This window comes from Sphingobacterium sp. UBA7625 (genome assembly GCF_002484085.1).
GTDB classification, from domain to species: domain Bacteria; phylum Bacteroidota; class Bacteroidia; order Sphingobacteriales; family Sphingobacteriaceae; genus Sphingobacterium; species Sphingobacterium athyrii.
In genome coordinates this window covers 252,042-277,593 of sequence record NZ_DLJD01000014.1, presented here as the reverse complement: position 1 = coordinate 277,593, position 25,552 = coordinate 252,042, and the positions used below count along the sequence as shown (strand labels likewise).

At 42.0% G+C, this 25,552-nt stretch carries 23 protein-coding genes and 3 tRNA genes; 11 read left to right on the top strand and 15 right to left on the bottom strand.

Annotated features, from left to right (window positions below; translation table 11 throughout):
- Positions 1-158: 158 nt before the first annotated feature.
- Both B4G94_RS05775 and B4G94_RS05770 read left to right on the top strand, forming a co-directional pair.
- Positions 159-764 carry an RNA polymerase sigma factor gene (locus B4G94_RS05775; RefSeq protein ID WP_286857675.1) on the top strand — a complete coding sequence of 202 codons (606 nt, stop codon included), beginning with the start codon at positions 159-161 and terminating at the stop codon, positions 762-764.
- 14 nt (positions 765-778) lie between these two features.
- Entirely contained in the window at positions 779-2,164 is a 1,386-nt protein-coding gene (locus B4G94_RS05770; protein WP_286857674.1) for a hypothetical protein, read from the top strand.
- 135 nt (positions 2,165-2,299) lie between these two features.
- Here B4G94_RS05770 and B4G94_RS05765 read toward each other — a convergent pair whose 3' ends face one another.
- The 9 genes from B4G94_RS05765 to B4G94_RS05725 all read right to left on the bottom strand — a co-directional run bounded on the left by B4G94_RS05765 (position 2,300) and on the right by B4G94_RS05725 (position 11,688).
- Entirely contained in the window at positions 2,300-2,911 is a 612-nt protein-coding gene (locus tag B4G94_RS05765; RefSeq protein WP_108631894.1) for an HAD family hydrolase, read from the bottom strand.
- A gap of 138 nt (positions 2,912-3,049) precedes the next feature.
- Positions 3,050-6,220: an efflux RND transporter permease subunit gene (locus B4G94_RS05760; protein WP_286857673.1), complete on the bottom strand. Its 3,171-nt coding sequence runs from the start codon at positions 6,218-6,220 to the stop codon at positions 3,050-3,052.
- Positions 6,221-6,256: 36 nt separating this feature from the next.
- The gene (locus tag B4G94_RS05755; RefSeq protein WP_286857671.1) at positions 6,257-7,414 is read right to left on the bottom strand and encodes an efflux RND transporter periplasmic adaptor subunit; all 1,158 of its coding nucleotides are present in this window, start codon (positions 7,412-7,414) and stop codon (positions 6,257-6,259) included.
- A gap of 28 nt (positions 7,415-7,442) precedes the next feature.
- Positions 7,443-8,768: a TolC family protein gene (locus tag B4G94_RS05750; protein WP_108631892.1), complete on the bottom strand. Its 1,326-nt coding sequence runs from the start codon at positions 8,766-8,768 to the stop codon at positions 7,443-7,445.
- Between the two features lie 4 nt (positions 8,769-8,772).
- Positions 8,773-9,363, bottom strand: a complete 591-nt coding sequence (locus B4G94_RS05745; protein WP_165306644.1) for a TetR/AcrR family transcriptional regulator — start codon at positions 9,361-9,363, stop codon at positions 8,773-8,775.
- A gap of 220 nt (positions 9,364-9,583) precedes the next feature.
- Positions 9,584-10,003 (bottom strand): c-type cytochrome, encoded by a 420-nt coding sequence (locus B4G94_RS05740; protein WP_286857669.1) that lies wholly within the window; start codon positions 10,001-10,003, stop codon positions 9,584-9,586.
- Between the two features lies 1 nt (position 10,004).
- Positions 10,005-10,652: an SCO family protein gene (locus B4G94_RS05735; RefSeq protein WP_108631889.1), complete on the bottom strand. Its 648-nt coding sequence runs from the start codon at positions 10,650-10,652 to the stop codon at positions 10,005-10,007.
- An 81-nt stretch (positions 10,653-10,733) separates the two neighbouring features.
- Positions 10,734-11,150, bottom strand: coding sequence for a transposase (locus B4G94_RS05730; RefSeq protein WP_286857667.1), 417 nt, complete (start codon positions 11,148-11,150; stop codon positions 10,734-10,736).
- Between the two features lie 40 nt (positions 11,151-11,190).
- Positions 11,191-11,688: a PaaI family thioesterase gene (locus B4G94_RS05725; protein ID WP_286857666.1), complete on the bottom strand. Its 498-nt coding sequence runs from the start codon at positions 11,686-11,688 to the stop codon at positions 11,191-11,193.
- A gap of 92 nt (positions 11,689-11,780) precedes the next feature.
- Here B4G94_RS05725 and B4G94_RS05720 point away from each other — a divergent pair, with 92 nt between their 5' ends.
- The gene (locus B4G94_RS05720) at positions 11,781-13,016 is read left to right on the top strand and encodes an MFS transporter (RefSeq protein ID WP_286857664.1); all 1,236 of its coding nucleotides are present in this window, start codon (positions 11,781-11,783) and stop codon (positions 13,014-13,016) included.
- A 253-nt stretch (positions 13,017-13,269) separates the two neighbouring features.
- Here the strand turns inward: B4G94_RS05720 and purN are convergent, their stop codons facing one another.
- Positions 13,270-13,842 (bottom strand): phosphoribosylglycinamide formyltransferase, encoded by a 573-nt coding sequence (gene purN, locus B4G94_RS05715; RefSeq protein WP_165306648.1) that lies wholly within the window; start codon positions 13,840-13,842, stop codon positions 13,270-13,272.
- Between the two features lie 157 nt (positions 13,843-13,999).
- On the opposite strand from purN, the gene B4G94_RS05710 reads away from it, so the two are divergent.
- Positions 14,000-14,494, top strand: coding sequence for a TlpA family protein disulfide reductase (locus B4G94_RS05710; protein WP_286857663.1), 495 nt, complete (start codon positions 14,000-14,002; stop codon positions 14,492-14,494).
- Positions 14,495-14,565: 71 nt separating this feature from the next.
- Here B4G94_RS05710 and clpB read toward each other — a convergent pair whose 3' ends face one another.
- Positions 14,566-17,166 (bottom strand): ATP-dependent chaperone ClpB, encoded by a 2,601-nt coding sequence (gene clpB, locus B4G94_RS05705; RefSeq protein ID WP_286857661.1) that lies wholly within the window; start codon positions 17,164-17,166, stop codon positions 14,566-14,568.
- 274 nt (positions 17,167-17,440) lie between these two features.
- Between clpB and B4G94_RS05700 the strand changes: the two genes are divergently transcribed.
- The 3 genes from B4G94_RS05700 (at position 17,441) to B4G94_RS05690 (ending at position 17,726) form a co-directional block, all read left to right on the top strand.
- Positions 17,441-17,513, top strand: a tRNA-Thr gene (locus B4G94_RS05700).
- 33 nt (positions 17,514-17,546) lie between these two features.
- Positions 17,547-17,619: transfer RNA gene (locus tag B4G94_RS05695), tRNA-Thr, on the top strand.
- Positions 17,620-17,653: 34 nt separating this feature from the next.
- Positions 17,654-17,726: transfer RNA gene (locus B4G94_RS05690), tRNA-Thr, on the top strand.
- A gap of 40 nt (positions 17,727-17,766) precedes the next feature.
- Here B4G94_RS05690 and B4G94_RS05685 read toward each other — a convergent pair.
- The 3 genes from B4G94_RS05685 to B4G94_RS05675 all read right to left on the bottom strand — a co-directional run bounded on the left by B4G94_RS05685 (position 17,767) and on the right by B4G94_RS05675 (position 20,288).
- Positions 17,767-19,179, bottom strand: coding sequence for an alkaline phosphatase (locus B4G94_RS05685; protein WP_286857659.1), 1,413 nt, complete (start codon positions 19,177-19,179; stop codon positions 17,767-17,769).
- Between the two features lie 106 nt (positions 19,180-19,285).
- Complete coding sequence (locus tag B4G94_RS05680; RefSeq protein WP_108631880.1) at positions 19,286-19,945, bottom strand: NAD(P)H-binding protein; 660 nt, start codon at positions 19,943-19,945, stop codon at positions 19,286-19,288.
- A gap of 100 nt (positions 19,946-20,045) precedes the next feature.
- Positions 20,046-20,288: a hypothetical protein gene (locus B4G94_RS05675; RefSeq protein WP_104382080.1), complete on the bottom strand. Its 243-nt coding sequence runs from the start codon at positions 20,286-20,288 to the stop codon at positions 20,046-20,048.
- Between the two features lie 204 nt (positions 20,289-20,492).
- On the opposite strand from B4G94_RS05675, the gene B4G94_RS05670 reads away from it, so the two are divergent.
- Positions 20,493-20,678 (top strand): hypothetical protein, encoded by a 186-nt coding sequence (locus B4G94_RS05670; protein ID WP_108631879.1) that lies wholly within the window; start codon positions 20,493-20,495, stop codon positions 20,676-20,678.
- Positions 20,679-20,744: 66 nt separating this feature from the next.
- Here B4G94_RS05670 and B4G94_RS05665 read toward each other — a convergent pair whose 3' ends face one another.
- Complete coding sequence (locus B4G94_RS05665; RefSeq protein WP_165306654.1) at positions 20,745-21,197, bottom strand: Lrp/AsnC family transcriptional regulator; 453 nt, start codon at positions 21,195-21,197, stop codon at positions 20,745-20,747.
- 124 nt (positions 21,198-21,321) lie between these two features.
- Here B4G94_RS05665 and rocD point away from each other — a divergent pair, with 124 nt between their 5' ends.
- From rocD to B4G94_RS05650, 3 genes are all read left to right on the top strand, one after another.
- Positions 21,322-22,587, top strand: a complete 1,266-nt coding sequence (gene rocD, locus B4G94_RS05660; RefSeq protein ID WP_286857657.1) for an ornithine--oxo-acid transaminase — start codon at positions 21,322-21,324, stop codon at positions 22,585-22,587.
- The gene (gene rocF / locus B4G94_RS05655; protein WP_165306656.1) at positions 22,584-23,549 is read left to right on the top strand and encodes an arginase; all 966 of its coding nucleotides are present in this window, start codon (positions 22,584-22,586) and stop codon (positions 23,547-23,549) included. Before rocD ends, rocF begins: the two co-directional genes overlap by 4 nt.
- 219 nt (positions 23,550-23,768) lie before the next feature.
- Positions 23,769-25,391 carry a tetratricopeptide repeat protein gene (locus B4G94_RS05650; protein ID WP_181390424.1) on the top strand — a complete coding sequence of 541 codons (1,623 nt, stop codon included), beginning with the start codon at positions 23,769-23,771 and terminating at the stop codon, positions 25,389-25,391.
- Positions 25,392-25,552: the final 161 nt, after the last annotated feature.

Below are 25,552 nucleotides of genomic sequence, written 5' to 3'. Positions count from 1 at the left end.
GATTTTTTTTGAAAAGCGCTGTAGCGAAATACAAATGGCGACCGTTAAAAGAAGAAAAATAGTTAAATAGTGATATTAAGCGGGGACATTCGACTATTTGATTTTAAGTTTTATAATTTTATTTTCGTTATTTGAAGCTTAATATTTAAATAGTTTAAGTGGGAATTATTCAGTCATATTTTTATAACAAGAAGCTATCATCTTTACATGATGCCTTGGAACGTTGCTTTCGAAATCGCGAGGACGGCAAGGCTTTTGTCTATAAAAAATATTATGGCTACCTAATGGCAATCATCATCCGCTATGTCAAACAGGATGTCGATGCCGAGGAACTTGTGAATGAGAGCTTTGTCCGGATTTTTCGAAAATTGGAGTCCTTCAATAGGGATATTGATGCGGAGAACCTCGAAAAATCGTTTCGGGCATGGATCGGTCGAATTGCTGCAAATATCTCAATTGACTTTCTGCGGAGCAAAAAACAGTTGTATTCCGTTGAAGATATGGCCGAAGGGGATATGCATACGCCATCGGTGCAATTGGATAGCCGCTTGGAGGTAAATGAGATTTTGAGCTTGTTGGATCAGCTCCCCGAAATTCAGAAAACTATTTTTAATCTCTATGAAATAGAAGGGTATTCGCATGATGAAATTGCCCAAATGCTAAATATACCGGATAGTACATCACGTACGTACTTGACAAGGGCAAAGCAAAAACTCAGAAAATTATACTTGGACTATACAGGTGTAGTGCAAGAAATAAGATAAATAGTGTTGTTACCATGGAAGGCAATAAGAAAAAAGAATTGATAGAAGAGATCATTGGGCAATTAAAAGACCATGAACTACCTTATCGGGAAGGTTCCTGGGAAAAATTTGCATCAACGCATGAGGTAGCAACACCACCTTCTTCCGCATGGAAATATTGGAGTGCGGCTGCCGCGGTACTTTTATGTTTTGGTGCGGGCTATTGGGGGTTGAAAAATAATTCTGCGGTCATTCCATCTTCGCCGGTTGTAACCCAGCAACAGAAAGATAGTGAGGTGCTCGCGGACAACAAAGATTTAAAGGAGTCTATTCAACGTTCGTTGTCCGATGTGACCGGGACACAGGGATTGAGTGAACAGGAACTGATGCGTGATCGACCGTTTACCTATTCGAAAGTGGAAAGTCCTTCTGCTGATGATAGTCAAAAACAACGGTTTGTCTTATTTGATGGAAAAGCAGTAGGCGGGAATAATATTCGTGTATCAAATAATCTTGCCGCTTTAGGTGCGGGGCAGAACATGCAATTGCGCAACAGTACCCTTTCCGCAAGGATCAATCTGGATGACCCTACAGTTGCTGTTTCGTCGGCTATCCTGGGGGCAACAAAGGTTGGTGCGCCATCCAATTCAACTGTGGCATCAACAAATTCAAATACCGTTTCATCCTATACACAGACACAGCTTGAAGCTGCACGCCTTTCTGCGCTATATGCTGGGCAGCAGGGAAATGGGAAGAGTGCTGTCGGTCTGAGAAACGGGAATGATCTTGACAGCAAATGGGAACTGGGGGCATTTGTATCACCGGCTTCTACTTCGGAGAGCATCACCCTCGGGGGCGGAGTTGCCCTGGCTTATAATGTTTCGAGTAAGATCAGTATCCGATCCGGTGCTTCTATCCAGCATTATGGAGCGATGTCAGGAAATACGCCCATCACACCGGCGATGGCTTCCAATTCGTTTGTTGCCGATGCCCCAAGTTATCTTTCGCAGCCCAGCAGTTTGAATAATCCTTTGGTGATGCGCACAGCGGATGCTAAAGATGCTAAAAGTAACGAACGCGTTTCCGGTAAAATCTTAACCGTGGATATTCCTGTTGATGTCCGTTATGCGATCAGTAAAAATTTCTATACCTCAGTAGGGGTTTCCTATGTCGGTGTACTGGATCAGGAACGGGCTACGATTTATGAAACCAACAATAAAGAGTATAAACAAACATCCGCAGATAAGAACGTAGATGATAAAGGTGTGAATGGGTTTGTGAACTTCTCGGTCGGACGAAAACAGAAAGTCGGCAAACTTTCCATCTCTGTGGAACCTTATTACAAACTACCCGTTGGAGGTTTGCGGTCGTCTGATCTGAATTACAGCAATGGCGGTGTGAAAATTATCACCAGCTTCTAGTACAAGTTGTCGAAAACGTAAAAAGCGGATCCTCCCGGAGTTGAGCAGTCCGCAAAAAACTGAGGAGTCAGTCATAAAGGAAAAGCCCTTGAATTTCAATTCAAGGGCTTTTTTATGTTGAATCATTGAGCCTGTTTATAGTTCATCTATGCGGACCCAGCCCATTCCTGCGGCTTTAGCACCTTCAACGCCGGGAACCCCGTCTTCATAGACCAAGCATTTTTCTGGAGCGATGTTCAACTGCGAAGCTGCAAGCAGAAACGGTTGTGGGGATGGTTTACCTTCTGGAGTGTCTCCCGCACAGACTAACGTTTCAAGATCATCCCATACTCCGATAGTATTTAGGGTCATGGACAAAGTTGTCCTTGTTCCGCCGGAGACGGCAGCAATATGTTTTTTACCTTTTTGGTACTTCAAATGCTCAACAACATAATCGACCGGTTTTGTTTTAAAAACATATTCATCTCTAAATATCGTGGACTTAAGTGTGGAGAATTCCTCGTGGTCAAAGTCGACAGCATAGCGTTTGCTGATTTCCGCAGCAACGGCTACCGTAGGCCAGCCGGCAGTTTCGTCAATGAGATTGACATCAAGCTCAACGCCATATTGTTTGGCGGCAGCTTTATAAGCTTGTTTATGTGCATCCATGTTGTCCGCCAATGTGCCATCGACATCAAATAGTAAGGCATCATAGGATTCGGCAAGAAGATTTAGTTGTTCAAATTTGCGTTGTGATTCAGGTGACATATGTTTTTAATCGTGTGCGGTAAAATTAAAAATTATAATTGGAAGCGCAAAAAACAAGCGGCCTTTCTTTCCGAGGAAAGAAAGGCCGCTTAAGCGTACTGTTAGAATTAGTACCATATGCAGCAAACCGTTGTTTGCTTAGTGTGCACTTAAGTTCTTTGCTTTTTCTTCATCGAAATTAGCTTCTAATTCAGCTAATTTTTTCTTACCGTAGGCCATTCGTGTAATCACAACGAACAAGACGGGAACGATAAAGATTGCCAAAAGTGTCGCTGCGGTCATACCACCGAATACCGTCCAGCCGATTGTTTGGCGGGAGATGGCACCGGCACCGTGTGACAACATCAATGGAATAATACCCAGGATGAAGGCGAAAGAAGTCATGATGATCGGACGTAAACGCAATTTTACAGCATCTAATGTCGCCTCATAGAGATTCATTCCGATGTCAACCCGTTCTTTGGCAAATTCCACGATCAGGATCGCATTCTTGGCTGCCAGACCGATAATGGTTACCAAACCGATCTGCGCATAGATATTATTATCTAAAGATGGTATCAACGTTAGGGTCAAAATCGCTCCAAATACCCCTAAAGGAACCGATAGAAGGATAGAGAATGGTACTGACCAACTTTCGTACAGGGCCGCCAACAGCAAGAATACAAACAGGATACATAAGGCAAAGATCTGAATGGTTTTTGATCCTGACTGCATTTCCTGTAGTGAAAGTCCGGAGAATTGATAATCAAACCCTTCCGGTAAAGTCTGTGCTGCAACTTCCTGTAAGGCTTTCAATGCATCCCCAGACGAGTAACCCGGAGCCGAGCTACCATTGATCTCGATACTTCTAAAGATATTGTAGTGGTTGATGATCGACGGCATCGTTATCAGCTCATATTTAACGAGCGTACCCATTGGTACCGGGTTGCCCATCGTATTGTTGACATAAAGTTTGTTGATGTCTTCGATATTCATACGATAAGGGATATCGGCTTGTGTAACGACACGATAGCTACGGCCATACTTGGTAAAGTCATTAACATAGCTACTACCCAAATAGGACGATATCGTCGAATAAATACTTGATATCGGAACTCCCATACGTTTTGCCTGTTCACGATTGACTTCCAATTTGTAGTTTGGAGAATTGGTATTAAACATCGTATAAGCCATTCCAATTTCTGGACGTTGGTTGGCAGCCATAAGGAATTTACCCACTGTAGCTTCGAAATCCTTGATATTTACAGTTTGTAAATCTTGTACCTGCAAGGAGAAACCTCCGGATGTACCTAAGCCCGGAATAGCTGGTGGTGTTACCGCTAATACCCTTGCTTTGGTATAACCCATGTATTTACCCATGATCATACCGGCAATATCGCTGGCCGTACGTGTCCGTGTTTCCCAAGGTTTGAGCGACACGAAAACTGTCGCACCATTGGATTTGAAGGCACGGTTCAGGATATTGATACCAGAGATCGCGGTCACATATTTGATTTCAGGAAAAGTCTTATGTAGATCGGCCTCAATCTCTTTAAGCACCTCATTTGTACGTGCGGAAGAAGAACCCTCTGGTAGCGTAATACCTGCAAAAAAGGCACCACCATCCTCGGAAGGAATAAATCCTGTTGGCTTGGTCGTAAACATCCAGCCTGTACCGATGAAAATACATAAAAGGATGATCAATACAAGTGGCGCTTTTTTTATCGATTGTTGTACACCTTTTGAATATCTGATCGTTACTTTTTCAAACCATACGTTGAATTTGTAGAAGAACTTGTTCAAACCTTTAGCACCCTCATGTACGGCTGTTGGTTTCAAAAGAATCGAACATAATGCTGGTGTCAACGAAAGGGCAATGAATGCGGATAGCATGACCGATACCGCAATGGTGATCGCAAATTGTTGATACAATTTACCGACCATCCCCGGGATAAAACCTACAGGAACGAATACTGCCGCCAAGATTAAGGCAATTGCAATAACCGGTGCTGTAATATCACCCATGGCACGGCGTGTTGCTTCTTTTGCGTCCAGCTTATAATGGTCGATATAGTGCTGCACGGCTTCCACCACAACGATGGCATCATCCACCACAATACCGATGGCCAGTACAAAGGCAAGCATGGTCAAGTTGTTCACAGAGAAACCAAACATCAGGAAGAAGATGAATGTACCAATAATCGATACAGGAATCGCCAGAACAGGGATTAAAGTTGCTCTCCAGCTTTGTAGGAAGAAGAAAACCACGACGGTTACCAGGATCAATGCTTCAACCAAGGTGTGGATAACCGAGGAAATAGATGCATTTACCACAGACACGGTCTCATAACTAATGGTATAATCGACGTCAGTTGGGAAAGATTGTTTTAATTTTTCCAAAGCCGCGACAATACCTTCTGCAGATTCTACGGCATTTCCACCTGGCGTTTGATTGATCATCATCGCAGATGAGGTCATGCCATTTACGGTAGACGATGTACCATAATTGAATTGACCTAATTCAACACGCGCAACATCCTTTAAAAGTACGATCGACCCATCTTTGTTGGTCTTAACGACGATATTTTCAAAGTCCTCTGGGTTTGAGAGGTCACTATCCGTAATAACGGGATATTCAAATACTGTCGAAGACTCTTGTGGACGTCCACCAACGCTACCACCCGGTATACGGGAGTTTTGCTCAGCAATCGCAGCAGAGACGTCGGCAGGAGTCATGCTTAGATTGGCTAATTTGTTTGCATCTAGCCATACACGCATTGAAAATGGTTGCCCAAAAGCGGTCACATCACCGACGCCTTTAACACGTAATAGCGCATCTTTTACGTATAAGTTGTTGTAGTTGGCCAAGAAATTTTCGGATCTTGTTCCTTTTGGTGAAGTTAAAGCAACCAACATCAAGATATCGTTGTTGGCCTTACGGGTAGTGATTCCCAAACGTCTTACCGCTTCTGGAAGGGCAGGCTCGGCAATCCCGACACGGTTTTGTACGTCTAGGGTTGCAATATCAATGTCAGTACCTACTTCAAATGTGACAGTAATTGTTGCTTGACCATTTGAAGTACTATTTGACGACATATAAATCATGCCAGGTGTACCATTGATCTGACTCTCGATCAGAGTCGTCACGGTCTGTTCAACCGTCTGTGCATCTGCTCCTGTGTAATTGGCTGTTACCGTTACTGTTGGAGGTGCAATAGAAGGATACTGGCTAATTGGCAACGTAGAAACAGCAATAATCCCGATAATTGAAATCAATATCGAAATAACGATTGCGGTAACTGGCCTCTTAATAAATACTTCTGAAATCATTCTATATTTTTTAGATTCTCTTAAAAATTAATGTTGTTATTTTCCTTGTGGAGCACCTTTTGCAGCTTGTTGGGCGGCAGTGGCAGCGTCGACAACTTTAACACCATTTTGGACGTTCATGGCACCATCAACAATGATTTTTTCACCATCTTTGACACCTTCTTTAATGACAACTTTGTCACCGGCTTTAATGCCTAATTTTACCTGACGGATTTCTGCTTTACTGCTATCATTAACGGCATATAAATTGAATACACCCAATTGCTCAAAAACCGCCTTGTAAGGCACAACGATTTCCTCGTTTGCTGAAGTCGTAGAAACATTCATCGTAATGTTCATACCAGCTCTTAATGCATTGGAATTGTTGGGGAAAGTAGCCCGGACTTTAATTGTTCCTGTTGCTGGATCAACAGCGCGGTCAATTGTTGTTATATTGCCTTTTCCTTCATAAGTGCTTCCGTCCGGCAATAGAAGTGAAAGGTCCGATGAAGAGCGGCTGCTCTGCATTTGAACAAATTTGCTGATATCTTTTTCGTTCACCTGAAATTCAATGGCAATAGGGCTTGTTGAAGATAAAGTGTTCAATAGGGTAGTTCCTGGATTGACCAAAGCACCTAAACGTACTTGCGATATACCTACAGTTCCTGCAAATGGTGCGCGTATCGTAGAGCGTGACAGGTTTGTACTCGCCGTAACCAACGCTGCGCGGGCAGATTCTACCTGCGCCTGTGACGAAGCGACAGCGGATACTGCATTGTCAAATACTTGTTTGGCGATCGCATCTTTGTCAGCCAATGTCTGGTAACGTGCCAAATCTCTTTTTTGACGGTCAAGGTCGGTCTGTGCTACTTGCAGGCTTGCTTTTGCCTGTTGTACTGCAGCATTATAACGTGTTCCGTCAATCTCATACAAGGCTTGTCCTTTAGAGACCACAGCTCCGTCTGAAACATATATTTTGGTAATATAACCGCTTACTTCGGCAAATAAATCTGCTTCGTTCAACGGTTTGACTGTTGCGGGATAACTTATTGTTCCCGTAACAATCTCATGTGATGCTGCGCCAAAGGTAACAGGAACAACCTTCTCAGCCTGAGCCTGTGCTGCACCTTGCTTTTTTGCATCTTTATTTCCACAAGAGGTCCATACTAAAGCCGTCCCAAGGAAGAAAGCGAATAATAATTGTCTTTTATTCATGATTTGTATTAGTTTCCGTTTGAATTGATTAATTAGTTTGGATCGCTCCAATTGCTTTTTGAACATCCAGTTTACTTGACAATAGCGCATAAAGGGCATTCAAATAGTTTAATTGTGTTGTTTTAAGATCAGTCTCCGCAGTCATGAGGTCCAAGTAAGTTTTAATCCCCTCATCATACTGCAATTTGATGGTTTCATAAACTTCTTTGGAAAGGACAACATTTTCCTGCGCTGTTTTCCAGTCATTTAGATTAGCGTTATAAGTTGCCCTGGCCATCGAATATTCTGTGTTGACCGTATTTTCCAAATTCCTGATGTCCCAATCGATGCGTTCTTCCTGCAACTTTGATTTGTTAATTTGGTGCTTGCGTTTGAACCCTTGAAAAATAGGTAACGATAAGTTCAAACCTGCAACAGAACTTGGGATATTATCATTGTACAATTTGCCAAAGCTGTTATTTCTATAATTAAATGCATAGTTATAGAAAACACTTATGTTGGGAAGATATGTCCATTTATAATATTGAGTATTTAATTCCTGAATTTTTTTGGAAGTTTGCAATTGTTGGAATTCAATGCGATTTGTAACATTGATACCGGCAGTAGTATCCAATAAAACCTGCCCTTCCATATTCGTATTGTTGAAGGAAAGTGTCAGGTTTTGCCCTTTATCCAAGGCAAGCAGCTGTTTTAGATAGTCATATTTATACTTACGGAGCTCAACGGTACGTTTTTCATCTGCTCTGGCATTTGCGAGGGCAATCTGAGCACGTTTGTAGTCGGTCTTATCGACTACACCGACATCATAGCGCGAATGGGCATCATTGTATTGCTTTTGCAGACGCGCAATATTTTCCTGTACGATTTTAATCTGTTCTTCTGAAGTCAGAATGTCATAGTAAGCTTTGCTCACGTCAACCACTGCGTCAATTTTTTGACTCTCCGTGTTCTGTTTGTTACTCAGGCGGAGTAAATCAGCACCTTTTTTCGCCTGCATTAACGCAGGATTTAAAATCTGTTGGTCTGCCTGCAGCGTTAAAGCGCTACTATTTTTAGTCCCCATTGGAATATTAGCACCATTGAAAAACATGGTTGGTAATTTCACATTGTGATTGTAATTGCCCGTCAGACCAAGTTGCGGATACCAGCCAGATAGCGAAATGTCTATATCTTTTTCACCTATGGACTCATCGAGTTCTGCTTGTTTGACCGAAATCTTATTCCGCAAAGCATAATCTATCAGCTGCTGAAGCGTCGCATTTGGCGGCAAGTTTTCAGATTGCTGTTGTGCAAATCCTGTATTACTCAAAAGCGATAGGGTCGCTAAGGAATAAACGATTTTATTGAACTTCATATATCTAATTAATTATTTTATTTCTATTAACAGCACCGTCCCAGATAATCTCCATCAGCTCCTTCAGATTTTGTTCAGAGAATTGAAGATCTTTGAATTTGATGTTGTGTACTGTAGACAAAGCTACCCCAATATAACTCGCCACCAACAGGTGGACATTTACTTGTTTTAGAATCTTTTTATCAATGCCTTCCTGCAAAAAATCCAGGACTTTATTCTGACCACCTACAGGTTCTTGTATTTCAGCTTTATTCTTTTCATAGTATGGAGAAGAAAAAAACTGTTCAAAAAAACTGAAGATCTGGGCATTTTCTAAATAGAACTTGACAAAATTGCGCCACACATGAAAAAAAGACGCTTTGTAGTCAAAGTCTTCTTTGATGCCATCAAAAATGTAATCATTCAGTAACGAGCGACAATGTTTGAAAAGCGCAAAGATCAGATCATCTTTAGAAGGAAAATAGTGATAGATTGTACCTATCGCTACTTCCGACTCCTGTGCAATTTTACTCATCGGCGTCCCATGGAAGCCGTTGGTATGGATAAGTTTAAGTGTGGCAGCAAAGACAGCTGCTATTTTTTCATTTGTATGCATCAATCGAACGTTCATTCGGGTGCAAAATTAACAATTAATTTGAATGCAAAATGTCAGATTATTGTTATAAATCAATAAAAGCTAAACAATTTGGATCAATACTACAATAAGGAAAAAAGATTTAAATTGTTTTGGCTTCGGGCAATTATTTTTTAGTGGCTTAATTAGAGGCATATGCTGCGGACAGGGCATAAAAAAAGGAACTTTTAAAGTTCCTTTTTTATTGACAGTTTTTCAGCTGTTTTTCTACTTCCGCCAAGGGAAAAATATCCTTGCCTTTATTGATCTTTGTGTTGATGTAGGTCAGTACGTAGGCGATATCAACCGCCGAAAGATTTGAGGCCGGCATGGTGGAATTGAATTTCTTTCCTGCGACTTCCAATGCTCCGGTAGCCCCGTACTTGATCATGCAGGCAAGTTTTTGCCGATTGCTTTCCAGGAATTTGACATCCGTCAGGGGAGGGTACAGGTTTCCTAATCCTTCGCCCTTTTCGCCATGGCAATTCTGACAATGTGTAATATACACTTTTTGACCATTGACGCTGTACTGTGCTGTTCTGATGTCAACTTCATTCTGACAGCTGATGAGCACCAGTAGGAGGGCGCCAATGATAAAACAGGTCGTAAAAAGCACGCGCATATTAGTTTTTAGCTTCGTTCAACAACTTTGGTAGGTCCTCCATCAGCTTTTTTACCTGCTCGTCATTTGTCCCGTCATAAGCACCACGGATACGTTTATCCTTGTCAATTAAGACCAGGTAGCCTTGGTGGTCGTAACCCCCGGGGGCATTTTTATCTTCTGCTGTATACACAAGGTATTGGTTGGCGATGCCATATATGTCAGCTTTTGTGCCTGAAACAAATTGCCAGTGGTCGTTGCTCACGCCCAGCTTATTTGCGTAATCTTTCAGTACATAGGGTTGATCGTATTTAAAATCTATGCTATGGGACAAAAAACGGACGGCATCGTTGTCTTTATATTGTGTGTAGATTTTCAATAGATTACGGTTCATTGTTGGGCAGATGCTCGGACAATGGGTGAAAAAGAAGTTGGCAATGTATACCTTGCCCTCAAAATTCTGGTCTGAGATCATCACACTGTCTTGATTTAAAAATTTAAATGCCGGGATGGTATGATAGACCGTATCTACGACTTGCTTTCCGTCAACGGTTTTCTCGACGGCTTCACGTTCGCCGTAAATGGGCAAGCTCGACTGACTCGTGTTTTTGCAGGAGAATAAACCAAGCAATAGGCCTGTGGCACAACAAAGTTTAATTATAGATTTCATCTGTTTTTATTCTTTTATTATCAATTCACCCGCGGGGGTATTTCCTCCAGCTACAAGCTGTTGGCGCATGGAGCGGCTGCTTTAGAAATTTTTTAATTTTTCCCGGCTTTCCTTGGAAACTTCGTCAAATATTTTTTTCATGTCTGACACCTTCTGCAGTTCAACTTCAAAATACTTAACATCGGTGCTATCTGGATTATAATCTTTCATCCAGTCCATCATATGGTCCGTCGCACTTTCCAAATTCGCTTTTAATATGCCGAGATCTTTCTTTGTAGCTGTAGTGTCCAAATCGGCCTTAGCTGCTTTAAGTGTCTTTAAGTTGTTTAAGATGGAGTCAATTTTGACTGCATCGCGGTCAAAATGGGCGATCTGAGGCATGATTTCATCATGGATTTTAATTGTTGAATCCTGTAAAGCCTTTACATTATTTGTGCCGGTGGTTCCACATGCCGCTATTGCCAAGGATGCGATAGCCATGAAAGCGATTTTGTTCATGTTTCTATTTTTTTGGTAATTGGACAAAGATATCAATTTCTTATTGCCCGAGCTTTTGATTTCTATCCGGGAATGTAAAATTCAAGTCACGAATGTAGGTTTCACAATGCACTACAGCGCATAGCTCATTATTTTTATCTTTGATTTCCAAACTCAGGTTTTTTATGATTTTACCTTTTGTACGTATAGTCTGGGTACATTCCGCTAGCAGTTCGTCCGAAAGCTCCACCGAATAGCCCACGCTGGTCTTGCCCGGTTTTTTAAAATCTATTTTTGATGATTTAAGCCAGGCAATGGTTTTTTTAAAGCCAGTTTTTTGAAGGTACTGATCAATCAGGATCGGAAATATAGGATCCGCCGCAGCAAAGATGGTCCCGCCAAACAAGGTTCTATTGGTATTGATATTGAATGGGGTCTTGTAAATTTTTACCTCGGCTCCTTTGAAGCCGGGACTGATCTTTTTTACCCAGATTCCCTGGAATAAAAATGGCGGGTAAAAGCGCAAGAGCCATGTTAATGCACGCGGACTGTATCTCATCTTGCAAAAATAAAACAATGTGGCGGATTATTTTCTGAAATCTTGGTTTTCTTCGTTCACTATGGTATTTTTACGGCATCAAAAAACCTAAAATGTCAACATTAAAAGATAAACAGGCTGAGAGCAAGAAAGTATGGTTATTGGTGACAATAGCTTCGCTGGGATATTTTGTCGATATATACGATCTCATTATTTTTTCCATTGTCCGCATTCAATCCTTTACGGATATTGGGGTTCCGGTAGCGGAGATGCGGGTAAAAGGCGAATTTGTACTTAATATGCAAATGGGCGGTTTGCTCTTGGGCGGAGTTATCTGGGGGATTATCGGGGATAAATTCGGGCGTTTAAAGGTCTTGTTCGGTTCTATTCTCCTGTATTCATTAGCGAATATTGCCAATGGTTTTGTACACGATGTCATGCAATATGGCATTATCCGGTTTATAGCGGGAATAGGATTGGCCGGTGAACTGGGGGCGGGGATTACCTTGGTTTCGGAAAGTATGCATAAGTCGAAACGCGGTTATGGAACAATGCTGGTGGCCAGTGTTGGGGTAATGGGTGCTATTCTTGCTTACTTTGTTTCCGAGGAATTCAATTGGCGCACCGCTTATTTTGTTGGTGGTGGAATGGGCCTATTATTACTGCTATTACGTGTCGGTTCCTTTGAATCGGGCTTATTTCAAGAACAGGATAAAAAGGATGTGCCGAAAGGTGATTTTAGGATGCTTTTTACAGATAGGAGCCGATTGAAACGTTATGTTAATTGTCTTTGCATCGGTCTGCCAATCTGGTTTGTGGTCGGGGTGTTGGTGACGCAGGCTCCGGAAATCGGAAAGGCGTTGGGTGCATCTGAGACTTTAAGCGCAGGCAAAGGGGTGATGTTTGCTTACATCGGAATTTCCTTAGGTGATGTTTTGGCAGGAGTATTTGCACAGGTTTTAAAATCACGGAAGAAAGTTGTTTTTATCTGCCAATTGATTATTGTTGCCAGCTCATTATGGTATCTGCTAAGTACTGGAATTACCGCCGATAAGTTTTTGATTTTGGCGTTTATTATGGGGCTTGGAGTAGGGTACTGGGCAACCTTTGTGACAATCTCGGCGGAGCAATTCGGTACAAATCTGCGGGCTACGGTCGCAACGACAGCTCCTAATTTTGTCAGAGGAGCCTTGATCCCATCGACCATGTTATATGGACTTTTAGTAAATTCTTTTGGTATTGTACCTGCGGCAATTACGATGGTATTGCTGCTTTCAGGTATTGCTATATATTCCCTCACGCAACTTGAGGAGAGCTTTGATAAAGATCTCAACTATCTCGAGGAATAACGAGCTGGATCTAAACTGGCTATTTTTTTCGGCCGGGACATTTTTTGCAACGTTTCCCTTCTTTGTATTTCTTGCAGCATTTTTTGAAACAGACGCAGGAAAAATCAGAAAAAGGATTCATTGCAGCGCTTCTAAATTGAAATGGGCTTGCTTTGCCCTCACCCTCACACGGTTCCACAAAGGATTCAATAACTTCGTTCATGGTACAAAGTTACTATTTGTTTAAAATAGTTCTAAATAAAAAATAATGTTTTTACATTTTTTTGATTAGATTCTCAATCACTTTCGGAAAATGTTGATGTTCCAATTGTTGACCTTTAAACTTAATGATATCCAGGGTATCATTGGGATCTACCTTAAACTTGGCTTGATAAATAATTTCACCTTCATCAAAGTGCTCATTGGCAAAGTGAATCGTGATACCGTGTTCTTCTTCCTTGTTGGCTAAAACAGCTTTATGCACATGGTCTCCGTACATGCCCTTACCGCCGTATTTAGGCAGGAGAGCAGGGTGGATGTTAATGATCTGATTCGGATAAGCCCTTAAAAGATTATTGGGTACCAGCCATAGGAAGCCGGCCAAAACAATCAGATCGATATTTAAATTTTTAAGAATGTTAACGATATTATCTGTGTTGTAAAATTCATTGCGATCGAATATATGTGCTGGAATTTCAAAATTGTCAGCGCGTTGAATAACGTAAGCATCAGGATTGTTGGATAGGATCAGCGCAACCTCAGCTTCATCTGAGTATTTGAAATGTTCCATTATTTTTTGAGCATTGGATCCTGAACCTGAAGCAAAAATGGCAATTCGTTTTTTCACGATTAATGAGTGTTAATAGATTTGATCGATTTAAAAATTAGCCCAAACTTACGCATTTTTTGTAAAAAAACTAAAATATTGACGAATAGAACCGCGTTTTTAGTATAATTGATTAAAATTTAATTGAATATTCATTGTCTGTTTAAAATTCTCTAACATGAAGTTACTCTGTTCCCTATTTCTTGCCTGTGGATTTTTCCTTTTTCAGCCTGTGTTTGCCCAGGCGCCAAAAACGATACCCGCATTTACATTCGAAGAGGTGTATCAGACGGGTAAGTTCAGTTCGGACAGGTTGCCTAAAACAGGCTATATCGTCCTTGATTTTTATGATCCGGGCTGTGGGCATTGTCAAAAAATGGGAGCGGGCATCGCACAGAATTTACAGAAGCTCAAAAATGTTAGTTTTTACTTTATTTCGATGAATGATAAGGTCTATGTGGATGGATTTATTAATATGCATGCCAAAGCACTGAAGGGGGCGGCCAACGTGAAATTTTTGTATGATGGCGGAACGCAGTTTATTGAAAAATTTAACCCGAGTAATTATCCCTCCCTTTATATTTATGATGGGAAAACCAGAACATTGGTGCAGCATCTTGATGGTGAAGACGATGTGAAAAAATTGCTCAAAGCCGTAGGAGTTCCGAATTAAACAATCATTGTTTCCTAAAAGTAAAAGCCCCACTGATGAAGCGGGGCTTTTACTTTATGAAACAACAGGTGTTAATCTTGCTGTTTATTGATAAAGACAAATTTTCCGTCGAACACATCCAGCCGTATGATGGAATCGCGGCTGACTTTGCCGGATAAGATTTCTTTGGAAAGTTCATTCAGAATACGTTTCTGAATGACGCGTTTCAACGGTCTGGCACCATAGATCGGATCGTAGCCGAGTTGTGCCAACCAGTCCATCGCTTCGTCAGACGCCGTGATAAATATATTCTGTTCGGCCAATTGTTTTTGGACATGGGCAAATTGAAGTCTCACAATATCAGCGATTTCGTCTCTGCTCAATGGTGTGAACATGATTACCTCGTCAATACGGTTCAGAAACTCCGGACGGATTGACTGTTTAAGCAGGTCAAATACCTCGGTACGTGTTTTTGCTATGATCTCCTCTTTATTGCCGTCATTCAAATGACTAAAATTATCCTGGATAATGTGTGAACCCGTATTGGAGGTCATGATAATGATCGTGTTCTTAAAGTTGACCGTACGGCCTTTGTTGTCTGTCAGATGACCATCATCCAGTACCTGCAATAAGATATTAAATACATCTGGATGTGCTTTTTCGATTTCATCGAGCAATACGACCGAGTAGGGATGTCTCCGTACAGCCTCTGTGAGCTGACCGCCTTCATCATAACCTACGTATCCCGGAGGCGCACCGATCAAACGGGATACGGCATGGCGTTCCTGATATTCGGACATGTCGATACGCACCATGGACTGTTCATCATCGAAGAGAAATTCGGCCAGGGCTTTAGCAAGTTCGGTTTTTCCGACCCCAGTTGTACCTAGGAAAATGAATGAGCCTATCGGACGCTTCGCATCGTTCAGTCCAGCTCTGGAGCGGCGGATCGCATCTGAAATGGCTTCGATGGCCTCGTTTTGACCCGCTACCCGTTTGTGGAGCTCTTCTTCCAGATTCAGCAGTTTTTCACGTTCAGACTGAATCATTTTGCTGACGGGGATGCCTGTCCATTTGGCAACAACATCAGCAATATCTTCCGAAGTTACCTCTTCCTTGAGCATGCGTTTGCTTTCCTGTTTCTCAGCCAGTTCAGCTTTCAGTTTCTCTACCTTTTCCTGTGCTTCTTTGATTCTTCCGTAACGCAGTTCCGCTACTTTGCCGTAATCACCGGAACGTTCCGCCTGTTCGGCTTCAAGCTTATAGTTTTCGATGTTTTCAATTTCCTGGTTTACATTGTCGACTAAGCTTTTCTCCTCTTGCCAAGAAGCCCGTAGCGTATCGCGTTCAGCGGATAGGTTGGCAATGCTTTCTGAAAGTTCCTGTACCTTTTTGTCGTCATTTTCACGTTTCAATGCTTCGCGTTCAATCTCCAGTTGCATGATACGACGTTCCAGCTCATCGACCGCTTCGGGTACGGAATCCATCTCCAGGCGCAATTTTGAAGCTGCTTCGTCAATCAGATCAATTGCTTTGTCCGGTAAAAAGCGGTCTGAAATATAGCGTTGTGACAGTTCCACTGCAGCGATAATGGATTCGTCGAGGATTCGCACCTTATGGTGTGTTTCATAACGCTCTTTTAATCCCCGAAGAATGGATATCGCATCCTGGGTGTCCGGCTCTTCCACCATGACTTTTTGGAATCTGCGTTCCAAAGCTTTATCCTTTTCAAAGTATTTTTGATATTCATTGAGTGTAGTGGCTCCAATGGCACGTAGCTCCCCCCTGGCCAATGCGGGTTTCAAGATGTTTGCGGCATCCATTGCACCCTCGCCGCCGCCGGCACCGACCAAGGTATGGATTTCATCTATGAATAGAATGATCTCTCCATTGGAATCGGTGACTTCTTTGACAACAGCTTTTAGACGTTCCTCAAATTCACCTTTGTATTTGGCTCCGGCCACCAAGGCACCCATATCCAAAGAAAAGACAATTTTGGATTTGAGGTTTTCCGGTGCGTCGCCTTTAATAATCCGGTAGGCGATTCCCTCAGCGATAGCTGTTTTACCGACTCCGGGCTCACCAACGAGTATAGGGTTGTTTTTGGTACGCCGTGAAAGAATCTGCATCACACGTCTGATTTCCTCATCCCGGCCGATGACCGGATCGAGCTTACCGGATTCAGCATACTCGTTTAGATTACGGGCGTATTTGCCCAATGCATTATAGGTAGCTTCCGCATTTTGATCGGTGACGCGGCTGTTGCCACGTAGTCCTTTAATGGCCGTCTTTAAATCTTTTTCGGTCACACCTTGGGATTTCAATAGGGTGGATGTTTTGTCCGAAGTGGCCAATATACCCAATAACAAGTGCTCAACAGAGACAAATTCATCGTTGAATTCTTTGAGGTATCCCTGCGCTTTTTGTAGCGCATTGTTGGCACCACTGCTCAGGTAGATATTGCTTCCGCTTACCTTTGGGAAGCCCTCGATTTGCTTGTCGAGCTCAGTACCAAGGTAAGTGACATTGACGTTCAGTTTTTTTAAGAGGTGGCTGACAACGTTTTCATCCACAGTTAGTAATGCTTTTAGGATATGTGCTGTCTCGATGGCCTGTTGTTGATTTCCAGCGGCAATCTCCGAAGCTTTTTGTATAGCCTCTTGGGCTTTGATTGTGTAGTTGTTAAAGTTCATGCTGTATCGCTTAATTAAAGTTTTGTTGCTGTGCTTCATCTATAACAATTGAAATGCCATTCGGGTTTTATGGGTTCTTTCGGAAAAAATGGCATTAATATTTATTGAATCATGACAAATCTTCATATTATAAAAATAATGCTGTTGATTTTGAATTATTTGTCAATGCCAAGGACAAAAATTATAGCGGTAGACTTGCATTTTTGATTTAGGCTTTCGATATTTGCAGCATCTTAAAACGGACGGCCGTTTTAAAGATTGAAAAGAAGTGAACGCCTCTTTAGCTCAGCTGGTAGAGCAACTGACTTGTAATCAGTAGGTCATTGGTTCGATCCCGATAAGAGGCTCTTCGAGTACTACTCATTAAACTTCTTTAAAAAGCCTCTTTAGCTCAGCTGGTAGAGCAACTGACTTGTAATCAGTAGGTCATTGGTTCGATCCCGATAAGAGGCTCTTTGAGCGACACTCATTAAAATTCATTTAAAAGGCCTCTTTAGCTCAGCTGGTAGAGCAACTGACTTGTAATCAGTAGGTCATTGGTTCGATCCCGATAAGAGGCTCAAAAAATCCTCAGGAATTATTCCTGAGGATTTTTTGTTTTTAATCCAGACTCAGCTTGGCAGCTATTGCTATTTTCTTCGGTATATCGGTATTATCCATTTTCTGATTGAACAGTTCAGCGCCCACACCAATGGCATAAACGGGTGCATAGGCTGCTGAATGGTTGTTGGAAGCCCAGGCGATTGAGCCCATGCGGTTCAGTATGGCGATGCTTAAAGCGGCGATTTTGTCATCACTTGCATATAGACTTTTTGCTGTCTCATTTTGATGGTCGACAAAGCTTCGCTGAAAGGCCTCTTTCAGCATTTTGTCGTCATCTGTATTTACTTTTACCTGATTATACAGCCCTGTTTGTGCCGAAAGTAAGTTTTTTAGATCATCCCAGGAAGTATTTGCTTTACTTTTGCGCAGATTACCGATTTCATTTGACAGTTCGGCATGCGATAATTTTTGGTTGGCCAGCAATTTAGTTTTTAATGTCGAGCTGCCGTTGCCGATCCCCAATCCGCCTGTTTCGTGGTCTGCTGTCACGACAATAAGCGTTTCATTGGGATGCTGCTTATAGAATTCAAAGACCAGTTCCGCAGCGGAATTAAAGTCCAGCACCTCCCGAATGGTAGTAGCAGCATCATTTGCATGGCAGGCCCAGTCTATTTTTCCGCCTTCAACCATTAAAAAGAACCCATTTTTGTTATTCAGTTCCAGCGATTGGATAGCTGCGGCAGTAATATCGGCAAGCTTTAGGTCAGCGGGCTTTTGATCTATGGCATATTTTAACGCATCAGTCGCCGTTCCCTCGGTGTTCATGAGGATAATTTTATCAGATTTGCGCGGGTATTGCGTATAGGCATCTTTTCCCTTCAAAACCTGGTATCCTGCTTTTTCGAATAATGGAAAAAGGGAGGGTGCTGTCTTTTTGTCAAAGCTTGTTTCAGGTTTTAGGAAATTGGATCCGCCGAAGAAGTCAAAATTGGAGCTGATAATTTCTTTTCCGATTTCGTAGTACATATCACGGTCAGGCTGATGGGCATAAAACGATGCTGGCGTGGCATGGTCAATGCTTACACTAGTGATGATGCCGACTTTTTTTCCCTTTTCTTTGGCTGCATAAGCGATACTTTTATAGGGTACTGTTCCTGTGCTATCCATCCCGATAACACCATTCTTTGTTTTTTTACCTACAGCAAGTGCAGTACCACCGGCTCCAGAATCGGTAACGCCGTTGGATTGTGAATGTGTTGAAGCAAAGCCAACATGGGGGAATTGAGTAAACACGAGCGGTACGGTACTATTTTTTTGCTGGGTTTCGGCGCGGTGTATTTCAGTCAGGTTGACTTGATTGAGGCCCATTCCATCACCAATCAGGTAAAAGATATATTTCGCTTCTTGGCTGAAAGCCGGAAATACCTGGATAAAGGCAAAGAGAAGGAGGAATAAAAAATGTTTTTTCATTAGCGTGATAAATAATAATAAATGACCGCAAATTAACAAGTCAGCATTAGCTAATTGTTAATTCATTATTATGAATGCTCTTTATACAGTCCCTGAGATGTGGCAGTTACTGCTGATTTGCTGTTTCTGCTAATTGTTTGATGTCTTTTACGGAGATGATGTTGACGGATTCTCTACAGTTGCGAATAGCCTGCAACATCGCCGAGGCTACGCGGGCAACAGGAAGCGCTTCGTAGTTCTTGAAAAGGCCAATGCGATTAAAGGCCTTTAATGCACTTATGCCAATCTTTTCACCTACGCGATCTGTGTTTGGACGGATTAAACCGCCGGGTTGCACAATAATCAACTTGCCAAAATCAAGTGCCTTAACATGTTGTTCTAAGCTCCCTTTCATTCGATTATAGAAAATTTTAGATCCAGCGTCAGCATTGACTGCCGACAGCAATACAAAACAGGGGATTTCATTTTTCTTGGCCAGCGCCGCAAATTGCAGGTTGAGGTCATGATCCACGCGCCACTGGGCGTCTTTGCTGCCCGCATCTTTGGCTGTGGTGCCAAGGCAGGAGATCGCGACATCACCCCGAATATGCTGTTCAAATTCCTGTAGCTTGTTGAAATCCACAATAATCTGCTGTAATTTGGGCTGTTCGTCAAATGTCTTGCGACGTAGGAGGACGATAATTTCGGTGAATTCCGCTGACTTCAATAAATCTTGCACAAGTATTTTTCCGGTTGCGCCAGATCCGCCAATTAAGACTGCTCTCATAGTGTTCGTTTTTTTGTTCCACACCAAATGATGAACAGGATCACCTGTGCATCATCGTGATATTGTTACTGTTACTAAGTCCGGGGTTTATACCGGAAGCTTAATCTTTATAGTTTGGTTTTCCGGGAGTGAAGCGTACGATGGATTGATCCAGTCGCAGGGTGTCGGCCACAGTGATCAGATCTTCCTCAACAATAAAGTTTTGATCAATGGATGTTTTTATTGTTGTAAAATCTTCTTGATCGGCGTCTTGAAAATAGAGGAGAGATTGGATGGTTGATACCGCTACGAGTTCGAGCAATTCGTCTTCACCTTCATAGCCAACATAGAAAAAATCTGCCATAATTATGCAATTTGGTTTTATACGAATATACCTTATTTAATCTTAAATCAGTTATTTTAGACCGAAAAACTTAGCAAAGGAGTCGATATTTTAATAATGGCCGAATTTGAATTTTCTTGTGGAGCAGCTTTATTTCCCTCATAAAAATGCCTTATATTTGAGGAGACCGTTTAGTTTAATTGTGAACAATAAGATTATGTAAAGATGGATAAAGAGCAGATACAAAATTGGTTGGATGAAGGATACGATATACTGCATCATGGTAGACCGGTTAAAGTTGAGGGCAATTTGTGGGATTATATAGATGGACTGGGAAGTTATGAAAACGTGTATGTATTGCGGGAATTGATTTATTGGACAGAAGAAGAGCTGGCAAATATCGGCAAGTAACAGTAAGGTCCTGAACCCATTGCTGTTGCCATAGATTCAAGACCAGTTGCGTAATCTGTTTAATTTTTAAAGAATAATATTACGTTTAAAAGCGCAACCCAATTCGATGAGCGAATCTGTTTTTGCTATGCCGGGAATGTTGTCAATTTTTTCATATAGCAATTGGCGCATATGTTCATGGTTTTTGGCTATAATTTTAACGTATAAGGTATAATTTCCCGTGATGTAATAACATTCCGTTACTTCGGGGATTTTTTTCAATTCCGCAATAATACGGCCTGAATCATGATCTTTTTCTAGGCTCAAGCCCGTAAAAGCCCCCCAGTCATAACCTAATCTTTTTTCATCCAATACAGGTTTTATGCCGGTCAATATACCTTGTTCCATTAAGCGATTAATCCGTTGATGGATCATGGTATTGGATACACCCAATGCAGTAGCAATTGCGGAATAGGCCATTCGGCCATCTGCATCCAGGTATTTTAAAATCTGAAGGTCAAATTCATCTATGCCGTTCATTGTTATGTAGGTTTAAAAGTTAATTTTAATATTTTAACGCTAATTTAGTGTTAAATTACATTATTTTGTGTTAAAAATAGTAAAAATTGTATATTTGTTATTATTTGAAAATAAAATCCAAATTATGAGTATGGTATCTAAACAAGGAAATAGCGCGGCATTCGTGGCCAAGGAAGAAAAATATGGAGCACATAACTATCATCCTTTACCGGTTGTACTGGAACGAGCAGCTGGTGTTATGGTTTGGGATGTTGACGGTAAATCTTATTTTGATTTTCTATCCGCCTATTCAGCGGTCAATCAAGGACATTGCCATCCACGGATTATTGCTGCATTGACGGGCCAAGCCCAAAAGTTAACGTTGACCTCACGTGCTTTCTACAACAATAAATTAGGTGATTTTGAAGAAATGATCTGCAAGTTGTTCGGATTCGATAAAGCTTTGGTCATGAATTCTGGTGTAGAGGCTGTTGAGACGGCGATGAAGCTCTGTCGTAAGTGGGCGTATCAAGTGAAGGGTGTTGCACAGAACCAAGCTAAAATAGTTTTTGCCAAAGATAATTTTCATGGACGTACCATTTCGGTGATATCTGCTTCAAACGATACGACCGCGACCAGTGATTTTGGCCCTTTTGTGGAAGGGATTGCATTGGTACCTTACAATGATATCGAAGCATTGGAAGTATTGCTCAAACAGGATAAAAATATTGCCGGATTTATTGTGGAGCCCATTCAGGGCGAAGCAGGTATTGTGGTTCCGGATGCGGATTATCTAAAACGTGTGCGCCAGTTGTGTACGAGCTATAATGTGCTTTTTATTGCGGACGAAATTCAGACAGGTATCGCACGAACCGGAAGCATGTTGGCGTCTTATGCCATTGACGATGTAGACAGCGCAAGCAAGCCGGATGTATTGATCTTGGGTAAGGCCCTATCCGGAGGTGTATTGCCCGTGTCTGCGGTGTTGGCAGACGATACGATTATGTTATGTATCAAACCCGGTGAGCATGGCTCTACCTATGGTGGTAATCCATTGGCTTGTGCAGTGGCTATGGAGGCATTGCAGGTCGTGCTGGATGAAGATCTGATCAGGAATGCACGTCAGATGGGCGATCTATTTCTGGAAGGATTACACAAGATTGCCGCTAAATTGGATATCATTACCGAGGTTAGGGGTAAAGGACTCTTGACCGCCATTGTGATCAATGCCAGTGAAGAAAGTGACCTGGCCTGGAATATTTGCCTGGAATTTAAGGAGAATGGTCTGCTGGCAAAACCTACCCACGGCAACAAAATTCGTTTGGCTCCGCCTTTGGTTATAACCGAAAGCCAGATCAACAGCTGTCTGGAGATAATCGAGCGATCGTTGACTAATGTGACCACAAGATGAAGAAAATGATTGAATTGATCAAAAACAGGTCAGATATCGGTGCGGGTACCAGAGGTTCTGATTTAGGAATTGATGCCATTGAGATTGCAGCAATCAACAAAGGGAGTCAGTACTTTATCAATTATCCTTTTGTGGATGTGCCTACACGGAATAGCTCCATTTATCAAAATGATAATCACCCTTTTGGTAAACATATTCAGCAGATTTACGAACAATGTAAGCAAGTGGCTTCCACCGTGGAGGACAGTCTGTCGGCTGGTAATTTCCCGCTGGTATTTTCGGGTGACCATTCTTCGGCAATGGGCACAATCAGTGGAATCAAATCGGCCTACCCAGATAAGAAACTGGGGGTGATCTGGGTTGATGCCCATGCGGATATTCATTCACCCTATACAACGCCTTCCGGCAATATGCATGGGATGCCTTTGGCGGCCATGTTGAATGAAGATAATTTGTCTTGTAAAATCAATGAAATTGATCAATCAACGCAGGAATTTTGGAATAAGCTGAAACGTATTGCTGGTCCGGCCGAGAAGATACAGCCCGCGAATTTAATCTATTTTGGTGTTCGGGATACGGAGGAGCCCGAGGATCTGCTGATTGAGCGTTTAGGTATAAAAAATTACCGCGTCGAAGAAATTCGTCAGCGGGGCATTGATGATTGTGTCGCTGAGGCATTGACCAATTTGAGGGACTGCGATATGATTTATATTTCCTTCGATGTGGATAGTATGGATAGTGAACTGATTTCAGACGGTACAGGGACACCGGTTCCCAAAGGCTTTATGCCGAAGGAAATCGTTCTGATATTGGAAGAAATCATCCGTTCGGGAAAAGTTACCTGTTTGGAGATTGTCGAAGTAAATCCCTTGCTGGACAATAAAGGAAATAAGATGGCCGAGGTCGCTTTTGATATTTTAGAACGGATAACACCTTTGATTGAGCTTAAATCCGGGTATTGACCCGTAGCACGACTTTGTTGCGAAGGGGGGCGATGCCCCTCTTTCGTTTGTGGTAGGGGCTTCGTTGCTGACAAGGTATGTCCAACATGAAAAGTGTGCTCTGTCTTATCCTGAGGTTGGGATGTAGTCTGTTCTTTGCACCATATTAAGTTTAATCGGATTTAATATTCTCTTAACATGTTTCCGCTTAAATTTGCAGGGCGATTATTTACTGCAAAAATGAGGATTTCTAATAACATTATATTTTCGGTTGTCTTTCTGGGGCAACTGCTTTTGTCACAGTTGACTACGGCGCAAGTTGATTCATTTAAGGAGATTCGGGTAATAAGTCAAAACTATCCGGATTCAGCGATTACCTTAGTCAAAAAACGTTATGCGAAAGCCGTCAATGACCGTGATCTACTACTGCAGGGAAATTGCTTACAGGCGATCGGCTGGTTGTGTGTCAATCAGGGGCATTACGCTCAGGCACAGGATTATTATTTCCAGGCGGACCGTATCTACACGCAGATCAATGCAAAGCAATCGCTAGCATCTAATTGGACAGATATTGGCGAACTCAATATTTTCAATAAACAGCATCATGTTGCGAAAGAATATTTTAACAAAGCCTTGCATGCATTCAAAGGTGAAAATGACCGAAATGGTGAAGCTTCAGTCTTGGGGAATATCGGGCATCTTTTTGAAAAAGAGGGGCATTACGATTCGGCCTTTGTCTATCAAAAGCAGGCTTTGGCGATCTATCGTGAACAGACGAACAGCAACGGTGAAGCCAAGATTCATGAAAACCTGGGCAGCATCTACGAGGATCTGGGCAAATATGACAGTGCCTATGCGCATTTTGAAAAGGCGAGAAATTTGTATGAGCAAACGCAGGACAATTATGGAAAGATTGTGGTCATCAATAACATGGGGGATATCTTTCGAAAAACAAATAAATATCCTGAAAGTATTCAATTGACTCAACTTGCTTTTCGCTTAGCTGAAAACCTGGGCGATGTCTATCAGATGGCATCAACGACAAAAGACCTCAGTAAAACATACGCTTTAAGCGGGCAGGTGGATAGTGCTTATTTCTACGCAGAACGGAGCCGAAAACTGGTACTGGAACTATACAGTGTGGATGGGGCCCGCCATACGGCTTTTTTTCAGGCACTGTATGATATGAACCAAAAGGCGGAGGAAATAGAGAAATTGCAGACCAACAAACGGATGAATTCCATCTTGTTATTGGGTACGATACTCGTATTAATTTTATTAAGTATACTTTCCTACGTACTCTATAGCCGGCAAAAAATTAAGATCAAAACCCAGATTGCCGAATCACGGAAGCAGGAAGCCGAGCGCGAATTGGCTGAAATAGCGCTCAAAAACCAACTATTGGAAGATAAACAACTCAAACAGGAGCTGACCCTGAAGGAAAAAGAACTGACCTCACATACGCTTAATCTTATCCGTAGCAATCAATTTCTGGAGGAGCTACGGGACGAGCTAAAAGCCCTGGTCAAAGATGATCGAAGGGATCAGAAGAAACCTATGCAGCGCATGGTACAACAAATCAATGAGCACATTACACAGGGCATTCATTGGAAAGAATTCATGGGTACATTTGAGCGTGTGCATCATAGTTTCTTTGAAAAATTGATCAAGCTGTTTCCCGATCTGACCGCCGCCGATATGCGCCTGATCGCATTGCTGAAAATTAATCTCAATAATACCGATATTGCAATCCTTCTGGGGATCTCCCAAGATAGCCTTCGGGTGGCCAGACACCGCTTACGGAAAAAACTAAAATTGGAACAGAGCGAGGATCTTGCGGGGTACCTGCTCCGTATTTCATAATTTCTTAACATAAAGGTAACTGAATTTTAATGGCGTTTATTTTTTATGTAAATGTCTTTATTTCAGATTTTTAGCATCTGTTGTTTCCCTCTCGTCTAGTCTAGGTTTTGGCTTGTTTCTTTCTTGTAACACCAAAGATTTTGTGAATCTGTTGCAGGCTT

What these genes read in the sequence shown, in the direction of transcription:
- B4G94_RS05765 (WP_108631894.1), bottom strand. Translation starts at nt 2,911, where the DNA reads ATGTCACCTGAATCACAACGCAAATTTGAACAACTAAATCTTCTTGCC.
- B4G94_RS05760 (WP_286857673.1), bottom strand. Translation starts at nt 6,220, where the DNA reads ATGATTTCAGAAGTATTTATTAAGAGGCCAGTTACCGCAATCGTTATT.
- B4G94_RS05750 (WP_108631892.1), bottom strand. Translation starts at nt 8,768, where the DNA reads ATGAAGTTCAATAAAATCGTTTATTCCTTAGCGACCCTATCGCTTTTG.
- B4G94_RS05720 (WP_286857664.1), top strand. Translation starts at nt 11,781, where the DNA reads ATGTCAACATTAAAAGATAAACAGGCTGAGAGCAAGAAAGTATGGTTA.
- B4G94_RS05740 (WP_286857669.1), bottom strand. Translation starts at nt 10,003, where the DNA reads ATGCGCGTGCTTTTTACGACCTGTTTTATCATTGGCGCCCTCCTACTG.
- B4G94_RS05680 (WP_108631880.1), bottom strand. Translation starts at nt 19,945, where the DNA reads ATGAGAGCAGTCTTAATTGGCGGATCTGGCGCAACCGGAAAAATACTT.
- B4G94_RS05670 (WP_108631879.1), top strand. Translation starts at nt 20,493, where the DNA reads ATGGATAAAGAGCAGATACAAAATTGGTTGGATGAAGGATACGATATA.
- B4G94_RS05675 (WP_104382080.1), bottom strand. Translation starts at nt 20,288, where the DNA reads ATGGCAGATTTTTTCTATGTTGGCTATGAAGGTGAAGACGAATTGCTC.
- rocD (WP_286857657.1), top strand. Translation starts at nt 21,322, where the DNA reads ATGAGTATGGTATCTAAACAAGGAAATAGCGCGGCATTCGTGGCCAAG.
- B4G94_RS05725 (WP_286857666.1), bottom strand. Translation starts at nt 11,688, where the DNA reads ATGAGATACAGTCCGCGTGCATTAACATGGCTCTTGCGCTTTTACCCG.
- B4G94_RS05755 (WP_286857671.1), bottom strand. Translation starts at nt 7,414, where the DNA reads ATGAATAAAAGACAATTATTATTCGCTTTCTTCCTTGGGACGGCTTTA.
- B4G94_RS05650 (WP_181390424.1), top strand. Translation starts at nt 23,769, where the DNA reads ATGAGGATTTCTAATAACATTATATTTTCGGTTGTCTTTCTGGGGCAA.
- B4G94_RS05730 (WP_286857667.1), bottom strand. Translation starts at nt 11,150, where the DNA reads ATGAACAAAATCGCTTTCATGGCTATCGCATCCTTGGCAATAGCGGCA.
- B4G94_RS05685 (WP_286857659.1), bottom strand. Translation starts at nt 19,179, where the DNA reads ATGAAAAAACATTTTTTATTCCTCCTTCTCTTTGCCTTTATCCAGGTA.
- B4G94_RS05745 (WP_165306644.1), bottom strand. Translation starts at nt 9,363, where the DNA reads ATGCATACAAATGAAAAAATAGCAGCTGTCTTTGCTGCCACACTTAAA.
- B4G94_RS05735 (WP_108631889.1), bottom strand. Translation starts at nt 10,652, where the DNA reads ATGAAATCTATAATTAAACTTTGTTGTGCCACAGGCCTATTGCTTGGT.
- B4G94_RS05665 (WP_165306654.1), bottom strand. Translation starts at nt 21,197, where the DNA reads ATGAACGGCATAGATGAATTTGACCTTCAGATTTTAAAATACCTGGAT.
- B4G94_RS05710 (WP_286857663.1), top strand. Translation starts at nt 14,000, where the DNA reads ATGAAGTTACTCTGTTCCCTATTTCTTGCCTGTGGATTTTTCCTTTTT.
- B4G94_RS05770 (WP_286857674.1), top strand. Translation starts at nt 779, where the DNA reads ATGGAAGGCAATAAGAAAAAAGAATTGATAGAAGAGATCATTGGGCAA.
- clpB (WP_286857661.1), bottom strand. Translation starts at nt 17,166, where the DNA reads ATGAACTTTAACAACTACACAATCAAAGCCCAAGAGGCTATACAAAAA.
- rocF (WP_165306656.1), top strand. Translation starts at nt 22,584, where the DNA reads ATGAAGAAAATGATTGAATTGATCAAAAACAGGTCAGATATCGGTGCG.